The organism is Methylobacterium sp. J-048, assembly GCF_022829515.1.
GTDB lineage: Bacteria > Pseudomonadota > Alphaproteobacteria > Rhizobiales > Beijerinckiaceae > Methylobacterium.
Genome location: NZ_JAKSYL010000198.1, coordinates 43,225 through 57,790, shown reverse-complemented (window position 1 = coordinate 57,790; position 14,566 = coordinate 43,225). Strand labels below are relative to the sequence as shown.

Sequence of the window (14,566 nt, the reverse complement as noted above, 5' to 3'; positions counted from 1 at the left end):
GGATGCTGCCGCCCGGCCGTCTCGGCCTGCGCCCGCACGAAGCCGTCTAGCAAGGGGGCGGGAGGGTGTCACGGCGCCTGCACCTCCCGGCCGCCGCGCGCCGCAAGCCGGCGTTAACCGCGCCATCGAAACGCATCGGCGTTCGGTCGAACGGACGCAGTTTATCCCCACGCGATGACTACCGAAGCACCTGGGCGCATCTTGTCTTGGCCGGCGTGAATCTATGTGATCGACCCGATCGCAAAATTCTCGATCTTGGAGATCTCTATGAAGACCTTGATGATGGCGGGCGCGGCGCTGTGTGCGGTGGTCCTGGCGGCGCCGAGCGCCGAGGCGCGGGGCTTCCGGGGCGGCGGCTTCCATGGCGGTTACGGCGGCTATCACGGCGGCTTCGCCGGGCGCGGGGGTTACGGCCGCGGCTTTGGCTACGGTCGCGGCTACGGATACCGCGGCGGCTACGGGCGCGGCCTCGGCTACGGGCTGGCCGGGGCGGGCATCGGCCTGGGCCTCGGGCTCGCGGCCGGCAGCCTCTACGGCGGCTATGGCTATGGCGGGGGCGGTTACGGCTATGGCTACCCCGCGGCCTATGGCGGCTACGATTACGCCTACCCGGCCGCCTATGGCGGCGGGTATGGCGGATACGGCTCCGGCGGCTGCTACGGCAGCTTCACCTGCGGCTGCGGCTGCTGATCGCGAAATATACCCCTCGCCGGACCTCAGGGTTCGGTGAGGGGCAGGCCCCGGCTCGGCAGCTCCCAATAGAGATCCGGCGTCACGGGGTAGAGCTTGCGGTGGGCCAACACCGCGTAGGTGTCGGTCATGCCGGCGATGTAATCGGCGACCCGCCGGGCGATGCGGCCCTCGGAGGCGTCCTCTAGTCCGGCGCTCCATTCTTCCGGCATCCGCGACGGCGCGGCGGTGAAGGCCGAAAACAGGTCATTGACGATCGCGTCGGCCTTCTTGCGCACGGCCACTACCCCGGGGTGCCGGTACATCCGCGCCCAGAGGAAGCGCATGATCTCGGCATCGGCCTCCACGATGGCCGGCGAGAAGACGATGACCGGCTCGGCCGCGTGGCGGATGTCCTCGACACGCTCGGGGTCGAGCGCAGCGATCCGGCGACCGCCCTCGCGGATCACGTCTTCCACGAACCGGGTGATCACCCGCCGGGCGAGCTCGTGGATCACCCGGGACGGTTCGAGGCCGGGGTGCAGCCGGTCGATCTCGTCGAGGAGGTCGGCCAGGAACGGGACCGCACGGAGGTCCGGAATGTCGAACAGGCCGGCGCGCAGGCCGTCGTCGAGATCGTGCGCCGCGTAGGCGATGTCGTCGGCGAGCGACGCCGCCTGCGCCTCCGGGCCGGCCTGGCTCCACAGGTCCAGCGGGTTCAGGGCGTCGTATTCGAGGATCGCGGCTGGGATGCCGCGCTCGACGTAGCGCGCGGTCGGCTGCCCGTCCCGGTCGAGCAGCGGCCCGTTGTGCTTGACCAGCCCCTCCAGGGTCTCCCAGGCGAGGTTGAGGCCATCGAATCCGGCGTAGCGTCGCTCCAACCGGGTGACGATCCGCAGGGCCTGGGCGTTGTGGTCGAACCCGCCATGAGCCGCCATGCAGGCGTCGAGGGCGTCTTCGCCGGTATGCCCGAAGCAGGTATGGCCGAGGTCGTGGCTCAGCGCCAAGGCCTCGGCCAGATCCTCGTCGAGCCCCAGCGCGCGGGCGAGCGCCCGGGCAATCTGGCTGACTTCGAGGGTATGGGTCAGGCGGGTGCGGTAATGATCGCCCTCGTGATGCACGAAGACCTGGGTCTTGTGCTTCAGGCGCCGGAACGCCGTCGAATGGATGATCCGGTCCCGGTCGCGCTGGAAATCGCTGCGGGTCGGCGACGAGTCTTCGATGATCAGCCGGCCGCGCGTCCGCGACGGGTCCGTGGCGTAGGGCGCCCGCCAGCGCTCACCGTTCGGCCGCACGGCGTCCGCTCCCGATCTCGCGCAGCGTATTCATGACCCCTCCCCGCCCGGCGCGTTGCGGCGCGAGCCTCGAACCCATATCTTGTGGGCCGAGGCGGGCTCGGCAACGGCCGGGCGACGCCATCCACCGGACACTTGCGTGGCCAAAGCACAGATGGCTGAGATCACCCTCACCCCCCGCGCCGCCAAGCGCATCAACGAGATCATGGGCGCGGAGCCCCCGGGCTCGACGCTGCGCATCAGCGTCAACGGCGGCGGCTGCTCCGGTTTCTCCTACGCGTTCGACATCGCCCGGTCCCGGGAAGCCCAGGACGTGGCGATCGAGCGCGACGGCGCCACCGTGATCGTCGACCCGGTCTCGCTGGAATACATGTCCGGCTCGACCATCGACTTCGTCAATGACCTGATCGGCCAGTCTTTCAAGATCGAGAACCCGCTGGCGACCGCTTCCTGCGGCTGCGGCACCTCGTTCTCGCTCTGATCGGCCGCGACGGCTCCGCCGCGTCGGGGCCGTTGCCCGTCTACGACACTGGAGCCGGCTCAGGGCCTATGCGCCCGGTGTGCGATTGCCTCGATCGGTAAAACGCGCCACCCATGCGGAGACCCCGCCCGAGCCGTGATCCGGACCCTCCCATGATCCATCCGAAGGCCCGATCCCGCCTCCGGTCGGCTTTGGCCGCGACCTGCGCCCTCGCCTGCCTCGCCGGCATGGGGTTGCCCGCGCCGCTGGCGGCCCAGGAAGGTGCCGCCGCGGTCCAGGACGTCACGGTCACGGATGTCATGTTGCCGCTGGGCGGCACGCTGCTCCGGGCACCGAAGCTGACGGCCAGCGGCACGCGCCTCTCCAAGGATGAACTCGCGGCGATCCTGAAATCGGATTCTTCCGACACCTGGGAGGTGCGGCTGGGGCGCCTCGACGCCGGCAGCCTGACCATCCCGGTCCTGACATCCGAGCATGCCGGCCCGGGCGACGACCGTCAGACCGTGACCTATCGCGACGTGGTCGCCCGGGACGTGAAGTCCGGCCGCGTCCGGGAACTCACCGCCGCGGGCGCGACGGTGAGCGCGGTGGCCGGTCCGAATCGCGGCAACGGCACCTACGGCGAGGTCCGGGCGACCGATCTCGATCTCGCGGCGCTGAGCCGCCTCTACACGGTCCCGGGCGACGGCAAGGGACCGGTGCAGAAGGTCTACGGCACGATCCAGGTGGCGGACGTGACCTATTCGGACGCCCGCGGCACAACCGTGAAGATCGCGCGCCTGAACGGCCGCGACCTCGGCGGGCGGCAGGTGCCGGACGGCTGGAACGGCGCCTTCGAGATCGTGGCCGCGGGCTTCCAGCCGCCGCACGACCGGCGGACCTTCGCGGCCTCGGCCGCCGACCTGATCGAGGCGACCACTTTGGGCAGCCTCGACATGCAGGGGTTGAGCGTCAGCAACACCGATCCACAGGGGCCGGTCCTGTTCGAGATCGACCGGGCGACCTACGGCGCCATCGGTGCGGGATCCGGCACGGTCCTGGAGAACATGAGCCTGTCGCGCGGCAGCCTGCGCGCGCATCTCGGGCGCCTGGCGCTCACCGACGTCTCGCTCGCCCCGACGGTCGCGGCCCTGCGCGATTTCGCCGCCGAACCCGAGACCCGGCGCGGGTTCAGCGACGCCGAGATGCGCCGCCTGACGCCGGCTTTGGGCGGCCTGACCCTGGCCGACCTAAGCATCGACCTGCCGCCCGACGCGGAGCTTCCGAAGCCACCGTTGCAAGATCCACGGCCCGCCGCCCGCGGGCCCGCGCCCGGCAGGCCGGCCTTGCCCAAACCCGCGGACGGTAAGTCTGTTGATGCCAGGGCACCGGAGGCGAAGCCCGGCGATCCGCTCGCGGTCACCATCACACCGGCGCCGACCCGCCGGGTCGCCCTGCGTGAGGCCGCCTTGTCGTTCGGGCCGCCGCAGGACGGCGTGCCGAGCGCCGGCCGCCTGACCCTTTCCGGCCTGACCCTGCCGGCGGATCTCGTGGCCGGGGCACCGATCCTCGGTGCGCTTCCGGCCTACGGCTACCGGGATCTCGATCTCGATCTCGTCGCCGACGCGGCGCTCGACGGGAAGGCGCGCGACCTGGCGCTGCGCGATGTCACCGTTTCGGGCCGCGACATCGGCACGATCCGGCTTGCCGGCACGCTGGGTGGCATCGGGCCGGAACTGTTCAGCGGAACCCTGCCGGCCACCACGATGCTGATGTTCACGGGCAGCGCCAAGACCCTCGACCTCACGATCGAGAATGCCGGCCTGTTCGAGCGCTTTCTCGCCGCCCAGTCGAAGGATCTCAGTCTGAAGCCGGAGGAACTGCGCAAGGAATACATCACCGCCAGCCTCCTTGGCGTCCCGGTGATCCTGGGCAACACCGCGGCCGCCAAGGGCATCGGCGCGGCGATGGGGCAGTTCGTGATGAAGCCAGGCAAGCTCGTGCTGCACGCCAAGTCCAAGGAGCCCGCCGGCATCGGCTTCATCGATATCGGCGCGGCCCGCTCGCCCGCCGCCCTGCTCGAGCGGATCGACGTGGACGCCAAGGCGAACTGACCGCCCCGTGATCATCGCGGTTCGCTTGTCCAAAATCCTGCTCGTTGCCGCGCTCGCACTGACCTGCACGCTGGTGGTGTTCGGGAACGTCGTCGACCCGGCGATCAATTTCGGGATGGTGCAGCACGTCCTGTCGATGGATACGGTCCCGGCCGAGTCCGGGATCACCGACCGCTCGATCACCGAACCGGCGCTGCAGCGCGCGGCCTTCGTGCTGATCGTCACCGGCGAGGCACTGACCGCGCTCCTGCTGTGGCTCGGCGTCGCCTGGATGCTGCGCGGTCTCACGGCACCGGCTGCGCGCTTCGCCCGAGGCAAGATCTGGGCGATCGCCGGCCTGAGCGCCGGGTTCGTGGTCTGGCAGGCCGGGTTCCTCGGGATCGGCGGAGAATGGTTCGGGATGTGGATGTCGAAGACGTGGAACGGCCAGGATTCGGCGTTCCGCTTCGCCATGACGGTGCTGGGCGTGCTGATCTATGTCTCGCTTCCCGAGCACGAGGCGTAGCGGCTTCTGCGCGTTGAACACCAGCAACAGACAACACGGCAACGCGGATAATTACCTAACAATTTATTTTGAATACAATATCCAAAGATGAATCTTGAAATAACCGTTGCCGCACCGAAAAAGGGCCTGCATCGAGCTTAATCAATCACGAAATATTTTGATTACAGATATAGACCAACCGATATAATGACATTCACGGCAGTCAGAAGGCGGTTCACGCCTCGATCCAGTGAGCTAACATCCTGCATTGAACGCCATCGGCCCAGATCTACAAGCCAAGATCGCTGCTTGGGAGAGCCATCCAAAGGAAAACTTGGGGCGGATGCTGTATGAGCTAAATTATGAGGGCCGGTCGCAGCTATACGATGTCGCTCCACCGGAGATTCGTTCCTACTACGATCAATTGGGAGCGTCGCTGACACCGCACATTCTTTACGCTGCGGCACTTGTCTTGAAGGTTGAGCATCAGTCCCGGCTAAGCCGCGTCCTCAGGCGTTCGGCGCAATGGTTGCGGGAGAGAGGGCAGTTCGTCTCTCGCACAGAGGAACGGGACCCGGACCGGGAAGCGAACGAACATTCCCGGTCCGATAACTGAATCGATCGTGACCGCGCTGGAACGCCGAAGCGTCGCCAATCGAAGCCAAGTCGACCAAATATGCGCAGCGGCGAAACCGGCGCCGTCGAGATAGCTCTATTCTGCGATGATCCCGGGATGCTGCGCCGCCAGCGTCGCCCGGGTCGCCTCGGCCCAGGCACGGTCGCGCTGCCCGCGTGGGCGGTCGAGGGTCACATTCGCCATGAGGGTCGCGGGCCGCTTCGAGACCAGCAACAGCCGGTCGGCGATCCCGATCGCCTCGGCGACGTTGTGGGTCACCATCAGGACACTCATCCGGGCGGACTCCACCGTGTCGACCACCAGCCCGCGCAGCTCGGCGGCGGCGGCATCGTCCAGGGACACGAACGGCTCGTCGAGCACCAGAACGCGGGGATCGTCGGCGAGCGCCCGGGCGAGGGCCACCCGCCGCTGCATGCCGAGCGACAAGGCCTTCGGGTAGCTGCCGCGCCAGGGCGTGAGGCCGAGCTGGGCGAACAGGCCGTCGAGGTCGCGCCCGCGCCGTGCCCGCAGCAGCCCCAGCCGGACATTGTGCTCGACGCTGCGCCAGGGCAGCAGCCGCGGCTCCTGGAACACCATGCCGGCCTGGCCGGCTCCGGAGACTCGGCCCTCGAAATCGGTGTCGAGCCCGAGCAGGATGCGTAACGTGGTGGTCTTTCCGGCGCCGGACGGCCCGATCAGGCAGACGATCTCGCCTGAGCCGACGCCGAAGGCCAGGTTCCGGACCGCCTCCACCGGCTCGGCGCCCTTGGATCGATAGACCTTCGCGGCGATCGCGACCTGAAGGACGGGTTCAGCGCCAGCGGCGGACATGGGCTTCGAGCCGCTGCAGGAGGAGAACATCGATGCCGATCATCACGGCCATGAACACGAGGCTGTAGCCGATGATTGCGGCCACGTCGGTGCTCTGCACGAAGTAGTAATTGATCGCGAAGCCGACCCCGTCGGGCCGCCCCAGCAGCTCGACCACCAGCACGATCTTCCAGGCGAGCGAGAGGCCGGAGCGCGCGGCCGTGACGACGTAGGGCTGGAGCTGCGGCACCAGCACGTCCAGCACCCAGGTGCGGCGGTCGAACCGGTAGGCGCGGGCCATCTCGTCGAGGCCGGGATCGAGGTTGCGCGCGCCCTCACGCACGATCACCGCGACGTTCGGCAGCTTGTTGAGGATTACGGCCAGGATCGCGGCGGTCTCGGTCAGCCCGACCCAGACATAGGCCAGCACGGTGATCACCAGGGCCGGCGTGTTGAGCAGGACGAGGAGCGGCGTGTCGACGGTCAGGTCGGCGGCCTTCGAGCGCCCGAGGGCGACGCCCAGCAGGATGCCCAGCACCATCGCCACCGCGAAGGAGATCGCCACCCGCAGCAGCGTGATCCCGACATTGTGGGCGAGGTCGCCGCGCTCGGCCTCCTGAATGATGAAGCGCAGCACCGCCATCGGAGCCGGCAACAGGCGCGATCCGGCCTCCAGCGCAGCGAACTGCCAGGCGGCGATGAGCACGACCAGGGACGCGATACGGGTCAGCGCGCCCATGCGGTCCCGGCGATCGCGATCCCCGACGCTGCGGCCAGCCTGACGGGTCGGTCAGCCATTGCGGCCGCTGTCGTAGTAGAGGTCCGGCGGCAGACCATCGCCCTTGCCCACCAGCCGGGTGCCGCCGAGGCGGGACATCACGGCGTAGAGCGTCTCGGCATCGGTGCGCTCCGCCGCAACCGAGCGGCGCGGGATGCCGGCCAGGAAATCGCGCTTGAGCGCCTCGAAGGTCGCATCGTTCTCGGCGGCCATCAGCGGGCGCACGACCTCCCAGGTACTGGGATCGGCGGCCAGCATCTCCTTGGCAGCGCGCGATGCCCGCGCGAAACCGGCCACCGCCTCGGGCTTCTCCTTCACGATGGCGTCCTGGAACAGGTAGCCGATCAGGGAGACGTCACCGGCGACGCCGAGTGCGTGCATGATGTCCTCGGCACCCACCAGCCGGCGGAAGCCCTTGGCCTCGAGCCGCGCGCAATAGGTCCAGTAGGTCAGCGCCGCGTCGAGGGCGCCCTGCTCTAGTTTCAGGGTGATCAGCGGCGGCGCGCCGTAGGCGATCTCGGCGGCGTGCTCCAAGTCGATCCCGGCGGCGTCCTTGGCTTGGGCCCGCAGGAGCAACCAGTTCTTGTCGAGCGGCCCCCCGGCGACGCCGAAGCGCTTGCCGTCGAGGTCCTTCAGGCTCTTGATCGGGCTGTCCGCTGGCACCATCACGGCGCCCTCCGAGGTCGAGTACGGGATGAAGCGCACGGCCTGGCCGTCATTGCCCAGCCGCGCCGCCCAGAGCAGGTCGCCGATGATCGTGTCGACCTGACTGCCGATGAAGCTGATCCGCGCCGCGTCGTTGCCGGCGAGCTTGACCGCGTCGAGCTGGAAGCCGTTGGCGGTATCGAGGCCGCGGGCCTTGATCACCGCCGCTTCCCAGGTCGAGGTGCCGAACGGCAGGCTCCCGAGGCGGATCACCGGCACGTCCGCTCGCGCCGCCCGCAGGCCGAGGCCGCCGAGCAGGCCGCCGGCGAGCATTGCGCGCCGTGACAGCATCACAACTTCTCCCATCGTATTGTGCGGTCTTCAGAGCGCAGACTTGGGCGTGGACTTGTCCTGACGCCATTGGAAAAAGGTCATAGGGCTCGCATGGCACGCCGTCCACCGCGGCGAATGCCCTCGCGCGCTTGCGCGCCGCCGGCGGCGCGGGCACCCTCGCCCCCCGACGACGACACGAGAAGGACGAGGCGGATGAGCGAACGGCGCGAAGGGGTTCTGGATGACGCGGCCGTGGAGGCGCGGCTCAAGGTCGAGCTGCCGGATTGGCGGCTGGAGGACGGCTGGATTCGCCGCACCTACAAGACGGCGGGCTGGAAGGGCACGCTCATGGTGATCAACACGGTCGGCCACCTCGCCGAGGCCGCCTGGCACCATCCCGACATCACGGCATCCTATGCCTGGGTCGAGGTGCGGCTGATGAACCACGCGGCCAAGGGCATCACCGAGAAGGATTTCGCCCTGGCCCGGAAGATCGAGGAGGTCGTCTCCTGGCAGCCGGCCCTGGAGGGGCAGGGGCTCGACGGCACGCCGTCCGATCCGCGCTTCGCCTACATCAAGTATGACAAGTAGCGGCGCCGGGGGGCGCCCGGTCACTGCGGCTCCTTCACCCGGCGGCACTCGGTCTTCAGGTAGGCCGACTTGCCGATCTCCTCGCGCCGCTCGGTGCGGGCGATGATTTCCTGCCAGCCGGTGGCGCAGCCGAGCTCGTTGGCGACGCGGACTTTTCGCACCTCCAGCGCCTCGGCATCGGTGCAGGCCTCCTGGGCGAGACCGTTGGCGCAGACCAGGACGACGGCGATGAAGGCGTTCATGCGGGCGGGATTCCTCGGATCACGTCCCGCTTACGCGCGGAAACAGTCCGGGGTTTCCGCCGGCCCGCCGCGAAACGTCTTACGGTCGGCCCGCCCTGAGGGGGCGGAGGGGCGGGCCGACCGCTCACCGCAGCGTGGGGCCACGCTGCGATCCGTGTGGCCGGTTCCTCAGGCGCCCTGCGCCGGAACCGGGTCGCGGCTCTCCGGCCTGATGCGGTAGCAGCCGACATAGAGCGCGGGCAGGAACAGCAGCGTCAGGAACGTCGCGGCCAGGATGCCGCCGATCATCGCGAAGGCCATCGGTCCCCAGAACACCTCCCGGGCGATCGGGATCAGGCCCAGGCTGGCCGCGGCGGCGGTGAGCAGGATCGGCCGCATCCGGTGGTGCGTCGCCTCGTAGACGGCGTCCCAGGGCGCCATCCCCTCGGCCCGGAACTCCTCGATCTGGCTCACCAGAATCACGGCGTTGCGGATGATGATGCCGATCAGCGCCAGGATGCCGAGGATCGCCACGAAGCCCATCGGCTTGTCGAACAGCAGCAGCGCCGGCACGACGCCGATCAGCCCGAGGGGCGCCACGGTGAAGACCAGCAGCATCCGGCCGACGCTTTGAAGCTGGACCATCAGCAGCAGCGCCATCGTGAGCAGCATCACCGGGACAACCGCCGCGATCGGGCCCTGACCCTTGGCCGATTCCTCGACGGCGCCGCCGGTTTCCAGGGTGTAGCCCTCGGGCAAGGCCTTCGCGTAGGCGTCGATCCCGGGTTGCAGGGCCGTCACGATGGTGGCCGGCTGCGTGGTGTCGCGGATCGTGGCGCGCACCGTCACGGTCGCCAGCCGGTTGCGCCGCCAGACGATCGGCTGCTCAAGGTCGTAGCCGATCCGCGCGAAGGACAGCAGCGGCACCACCGAGCCGTTGGCGAGGCCGACCTGCAGGGATTGCAGTGTGTCGAGCGACGAACGCTCGGCCGCCCGCGCCCGCCCGACGACGTTAACCAGATAGATCGAGTCCCGCACCTGCGTGATCGCCTGGCCGCCCTCGATGCCGTTGAGGATGCCGGCGATGTCCTGGCTGGTCACGCCGAGCTGGCGCGCCTTGTCCTGGAGGATCTCGACCCGCAGGACCTTGCCGGGCTCGTTCCAGTCGAAGGTCGGCACGTCGAGGCGCCGGTCGGTGGCGACCACATTGGCGAGGTCGAGGGCAAGGCGGCGCACGGTTTCCATGTTCGCCCCGCTGAGCCGGTACTGGACCGGCCGGCCCACCGGCGGCCCGAGGCTCAGGGGCTGGATCAGCACGTCGGTGCCGACGAAGTCGCGCCGGCCGATCGCCTGGAGCCGCGCCATGACCTGGTCGCGGATCTCAAGGGACTTCGTGACGACCACGATCTGCCCGTAGAAGGCGTTGGAGAGCTGCTGATCGAGGGGCAGGTAGAAGCGCACCGCCCCCTGTCCGACATAGGACGACCAGCCGGTCACGTCCGGATCGTCCTTCAGCTTCGCCTCGAACCGGTCCATCTGCGCCTTGGTCTCGGCGATGGTGGCGTTCTGCGGCAGCGTCAGGTCGACCAGAACCTCGGAGCGGTCCGAGGACGGGAAGAACTGCTGCTGGACGTGGCCCATCCCGACGATCGCCACCGCCATCAGAGCCAGGCACAGGACGACCGTGGTCCAGCGCCAGGCCATGGCGAGCCTGAGCACCGCCAGGAACAGCCGGGTGAGGAACCCACGCTTCTCGGCATGGTGCTTCACGGTCTTCGGCAGCAGCGTGACGCCGATCAAGGGCGCGAACAGCACGGCCACCACCCAGGAGACCAGCAACGCGGCGGCCAGCACCACGAACAGCGAGTAGGTGTACTCGCCCGCCCCCGAGCCGTTGAAGCCGATCGGCAGGAAGCCCGCCACCGTTACCAGGGTGCCGGTCAGCATTGGGAACGCCGTCGATGTGTAGGCGAAGGTCGCGGCCTTGCGCAGCGTATCGCCCTGTTCCAGCCGGGCAACCATCATCTCGACCGTGATCATGGCGTCGTCGACCAGGAGGCCCAGCGCGATGATCAGCGCGCCGAGCGAGATGCGCTGCAGCGTCACGTCCATCATCTGCATCACGACGAAGACGATCGCCAGCACGAGGGGGATCGAGACCGAGACCACCAGCCCGGCCCGGACGCCGAGGCTGACGAAGCTGACGGCGAGCACGATCACGACGGCCTCGACCAGCGCCTCGGTGAAGCCGCCGACCGCGTGCTCGACCTGCTTGGGCTGGTCCGAGATCAGGTGGACGCCCACGCCCACCGGCAGCGTCGCCTCGATCCGCCGCATCTGCGCCTTCAGGGCCTCGCCGAAATGCAGCAGGTTGGCGCCGGGCCGCATGGCGATGGCGAGGCCGATCGCCGGTTCGCCGTTGACCCGGAACATCGGCGCGGGCGGATCCTCGTAGCCGCGGCTGATGTCGGCGATGTCGGCGAGCCGGAAGAAGCGATCGTTGACCCGCAGGTTCACGTCCTGGAGCGAGGCTTCCGAGGTGAAAGAGCCACTGACCCGCAGCGAGACGCGCTCCGGCCCGGCCTGCACCACGCCGGAGGCCGAGACGGCGTTCTGGGCTTGCAGCGCCTTGATCAGCGCCTGGAAATCGATGCCGTAGCCGGCGAGTTTTCGGGTGGAGAAATCGAGAAAGATCGTCTCGGCCTGGGTCCCGATCAGCTGGGTCTTGCCGATGTCGGGCACCCGCAGGACCTCGGTGCGGATGCTTTCGACGTAGTCGCGCAACTGCCGGTAGGTCAGGCCGTCGGCGGTGAACGCGTAGATGTTGCCGTAGACGTCGCCGAACTCGTCGTTGAAGAACGGGCCCTGCACGCCGTCCGGGAACTGGCCCTTGATGTCGCCGAGCCGCTTGCGGACCTGGTAGAAGGCCGGCTGAACCTCGGACTTCTTCAGCGTATCGCGGAACTGCACGAACACGGTGGACGAGCCCGGCGTGGTGTAGCTGCGGACGTAATCCAGGCCGTTGAGCTGCTGCAGCTCCTTCTCGATCCGGTCGGTGACCTGATCGATCGTGTCCTTGATCGTGGCGCCCGGCCACGTCGTCTGCACGACCATGGTCTTGATCGTGAACGGCGGGTCTTCCTCGCGGCCGAGGCGGCTATAGGCCATCACGCCCGCGACGAGCGAGACCGCCATCAGGAACCAGACGAACGAGCGATGCCCGAGCGCCCAGTCGGAGAGATTGAAATCCTTCACGGGAAACCCTCGTCCGACCGGCTCAACGGGCGTCGTCGGTCAGGCGCACGGCCTGGCCTTCGCGCAGGGTGTGGACGCCCGCGACCACGATCCGCTCGCCCGGTGCGAGACCGTCGCTGATGGCGACCCGACCGCCCTCCCCGGCTTCCGGCATGGAGGCCGGCGTCACAGTGCGGCGTGTCACCGACTTGCCGTCCGCACCGACGACCCAGACCGCCCGGCGCGGCCCGTCGTCCAGCAGCGCGGCGGCGGGCAGGAGGAAGCGGCGCGGCACTTGGCGCGAGAGCGAGACGTCGATCGTCGCACCGAGGCGGAAGGCCGGCCCGGGATCATCGAGCGTGATGCGGATGCGCCGGGACCGCGTCCCGGCCTCGGCCAGCGGGGCGATCTCGCGGACGCGGCCGCGGGCGGTCAGCTCCGGTGCGCTCTGCAGCGATACCGCGAACACGCCATCCGCCGGCAGCGCGCCGACATATTGCTCCGGGATGTCGACGACCGCTTCGCGGATTTCCGGCCGGGCGACGGTGACGACGCCCTGTCCGGCGCTCAGCACCTGCCCGATCTCGGCGAGGCGCTGGGTGACGACGCCGTCGAACTCGGCCTTGAGTTCCGTGTAGCCCATCTGGTCGCGGGCCTTCTGCAGGCTCGCCGCGGCCTGATCGAGCCGCGCCCGGGCCGTGTCACGTTTGGCCACGGCCTGATCGAGGGTCGCCTGCGAGACGTTGTTGCCCGCCATGAGACGCCGGGCGCGCGCCTCGGCGGCCTCGGCATTCTCGGCCTGCGCGCGGGCATCGGCGAGGTCGGCTTCCGCTCGGGTCAAGTCGAACCGCGTGACCACGGTATCCAGGGCGGCCAGCCGCTGCCCCTTCTTGACGATGTCCCCGACGGTCACGTCGCGCGCCACCATGCGACCGGGAATCTGGAAGCCGAGCTGCGACTGGTAGCGCGGCTCGATCGTGCCGGCGAAGGGGCCGAACGTAATGGAATCGGTCGGCACGGCAACCTCGGTGAGGACCGGACGCACGGGCACGGCCGCGGCGGCTGGATCCTTGGGCTCGTCGCCGTGGCCGCCGCAGCCGCCGAGAACCGCCGCGCAGGCGGCGAGGAGCAGAACCGCACGCGCACTCATGGGTTGCTCTCGACGACGGCGGCAGCGACCTCCTGCCCGGGACGCAGAAATTGAATGCCCGCGATGACCACGCGCTCACCCGGCTCGACGCCGCCCGTCAGGGCGATGACGTCCGGCCCGTATCGGTCGATCTCGACAGTGCGGACCGCCACGGTCCGCTTGCCGGTGTCGTAGATCCAGACCGCCGGATGGCCGTCGTAGCGATAGAGCGCGGACCAGGGCAGGATCACCGCGTCGTGCGGCGCGAACCGCCCGTGGCCGACGACGACGGCCCCCAGCCCCATGGCGGGCGGCGTCTGCTCCAGGCCGATCTTGACCCGCACCGTGCCGCTCGACGCATCGACCGTGGGCGAAATCTCGCGGACCGTGCCGCGCACCGTGATCGCCGGGTTCGTCTGCAGCGCGACCGTGATGGTCTTGTCGCCCGGCGGTCGCGCAGTGAGCGATTCGTAGACGTTGAACACCGCATCCCGCGGGCCGTCCTGGGCCAGCACGAGGACGGTCTGGCCGGACTGAACCACCTGGCCGACCTCGACGCTGCGGCTCGTCACGATCCCGGCGACGCCGGCGCGCAGCTCCGTGTACGAGAACTGCTCCTGTGCGGTCCCGAGGGCTGCCTTGGCGGACTCGACCGCGGCCTGCGTGGTGCGCAGCTCCTGCTCGGCATTGTCGTAGCTCGGCCGCGTCGTGTACCCGCCGGCCAGCAGCTGCTTCTGACGCTCGTAGCCCATCTTGGCCTGGGTCAGCAGCGCCTCGGCCGAGACCAGGGCGGCCTTGGCGTTGTCGAGGTTGGCCCGCTGGGTCAGCGGCTCCAGCACGGCGAGCACCTGATCGGCCTCGACGTGATCGCCGACCTCGACCCGGCGCTCGGCGACCTTGCCGTTCGTCCGGAACGAGACGTTGACCTGCGCCTGGGCCTGGATGTCACCGGTGAGGACCACCTCCGACGCGACCGGCGTGCGCCGGGCCTCGACGATCCGGACCCGCGCGAGGGCCGAATCGGGCGCCGTCGCAGGCTCGGCGGCCTGAGCCGCCGATGCGAGGGCGATCGTCGCGAGCACCAGAGCTGTGTAGCGGTAAGCGGTCATGCGGATCTTGCGGTCAGCCGTCGCGGCGAAAAGGCGGCCCGACGACGTGACGCATTCCTACGTCATCGCTTACATACC

13 protein-coding genes are annotated in these 14,566 nt (G+C 69.1%); 5 read left to right on the top strand and 8 right to left on the bottom strand.

The annotated features are described in order from the left end of the window. The first annotated feature begins 267 nt into the window (after positions 1-267). Positions 268-690 (top strand): hypothetical protein, encoded by a 423-nt coding sequence (locus tag MKL09_RS20210; protein ID WP_244023088.1) that lies wholly within the window; start codon positions 268-270, stop codon positions 688-690. A 26-nt stretch (positions 691-716) separates the two neighbouring features. On the opposite strand, the gene MKL09_RS20205 is transcribed toward MKL09_RS20210, so the two are convergent. Continuing rightward, entirely contained in the window at positions 717-1,964 is a 1,248-nt protein-coding gene (locus tag MKL09_RS20205) for a deoxyguanosinetriphosphate triphosphohydrolase (RefSeq protein ID WP_244023086.1), read from the bottom strand. 154 nt (positions 1,965-2,118) lie between these two features. Between MKL09_RS20205 and MKL09_RS20200 the strand changes: the two genes are divergently transcribed. The 3 genes from MKL09_RS20200 (at position 2,119) to MKL09_RS20190 (ending at position 5,043) form a co-directional block, all read left to right on the top strand. Continuing rightward, complete coding sequence (locus MKL09_RS20200) at positions 2,119-2,445, top strand: HesB/IscA family protein (protein WP_244023151.1); 327 nt, start codon at positions 2,119-2,121, stop codon at positions 2,443-2,445. A 152-nt stretch (positions 2,446-2,597) separates the two neighbouring features. Next, complete coding sequence (locus MKL09_RS20195) at positions 2,598-4,538, top strand: hypothetical protein (RefSeq protein WP_244023084.1); 1,941 nt, start codon at positions 2,598-2,600, stop codon at positions 4,536-4,538. Between the two features lie 10 nt (positions 4,539-4,548). Then, entirely contained in the window at positions 4,549-5,043 is a 495-nt protein-coding gene (locus tag MKL09_RS20190; protein ID WP_244023149.1) for a DUF2165 family protein, read from the top strand. 691 nt (positions 5,044-5,734) lie between these two features. On the opposite strand, the gene MKL09_RS20185 is transcribed toward MKL09_RS20190, so the two are convergent. From MKL09_RS20185 to MKL09_RS20175, 3 genes are read right to left on the bottom strand one after another with little or no spacing between them, the layout of a single operon-like run. Beyond that, positions 5,735-6,469 carry an ABC transporter ATP-binding protein gene (locus MKL09_RS20185; RefSeq protein WP_244023082.1) on the bottom strand — a complete coding sequence of 245 codons (735 nt, stop codon included), beginning with the start codon at positions 6,467-6,469 and terminating at the stop codon, positions 5,735-5,737. Next, positions 6,450-7,187 carry an ABC transporter permease gene (locus MKL09_RS20180; protein ID WP_244023080.1) on the bottom strand — a complete coding sequence of 246 codons (738 nt, stop codon included), beginning with the start codon at positions 7,185-7,187 and terminating at the stop codon, positions 6,450-6,452. Before MKL09_RS20180 ends, MKL09_RS20185 begins: the two co-directional genes overlap by 20 nt. A gap of 51 nt (positions 7,188-7,238) precedes the next feature. Further along, positions 7,239-8,222, bottom strand: a complete 984-nt coding sequence (locus tag MKL09_RS20175) for an ABC transporter substrate-binding protein (RefSeq protein ID WP_244023078.1) — start codon at positions 8,220-8,222, stop codon at positions 7,239-7,241. 195 nt (positions 8,223-8,417) lie between these two features. Between MKL09_RS20175 and MKL09_RS20170 the strand changes: the two genes are divergently transcribed. Then, positions 8,418-8,795, top strand: coding sequence for a 4a-hydroxytetrahydrobiopterin dehydratase (locus MKL09_RS20170; RefSeq protein WP_244023076.1), 378 nt, complete (start codon positions 8,418-8,420; stop codon positions 8,793-8,795). A gap of 20 nt (positions 8,796-8,815) precedes the next feature. Here the strand turns inward: MKL09_RS20170 and MKL09_RS20165 are convergent, their stop codons facing one another. The 4 genes from MKL09_RS20165 to MKL09_RS20150 form a co-directional block, all read right to left on the bottom strand. Further along, a complete protein-coding gene (locus MKL09_RS20165; RefSeq protein WP_058194421.1) occupies positions 8,816-9,037 on the bottom strand; it encodes a hypothetical protein in 222 nt (73 codons plus the stop codon). A 168-nt stretch (positions 9,038-9,205) separates the two neighbouring features. Continuing rightward, positions 9,206-12,271 carry an efflux RND transporter permease subunit gene (locus MKL09_RS20160; protein WP_244023074.1) on the bottom strand — a complete coding sequence of 1,022 codons (3,066 nt, stop codon included), beginning with the start codon at positions 12,269-12,271 and terminating at the stop codon, positions 9,206-9,208. Between the two features lie 22 nt (positions 12,272-12,293). Further along, complete coding sequence (locus MKL09_RS20155) at positions 12,294-13,400, bottom strand: efflux RND transporter periplasmic adaptor subunit (RefSeq protein ID WP_244023072.1); 1,107 nt, start codon at positions 13,398-13,400, stop codon at positions 12,294-12,296. Further along, positions 13,397-14,488, bottom strand: coding sequence for an efflux RND transporter periplasmic adaptor subunit (locus MKL09_RS20150; RefSeq protein WP_244023071.1), 1,092 nt, complete (start codon positions 14,486-14,488; stop codon positions 13,397-13,399). The genes MKL09_RS20155 and MKL09_RS20150 overlap by 4 nt, the downstream gene beginning before the upstream one ends. Positions 14,489-14,566 lie beyond the last annotated feature (78 nt).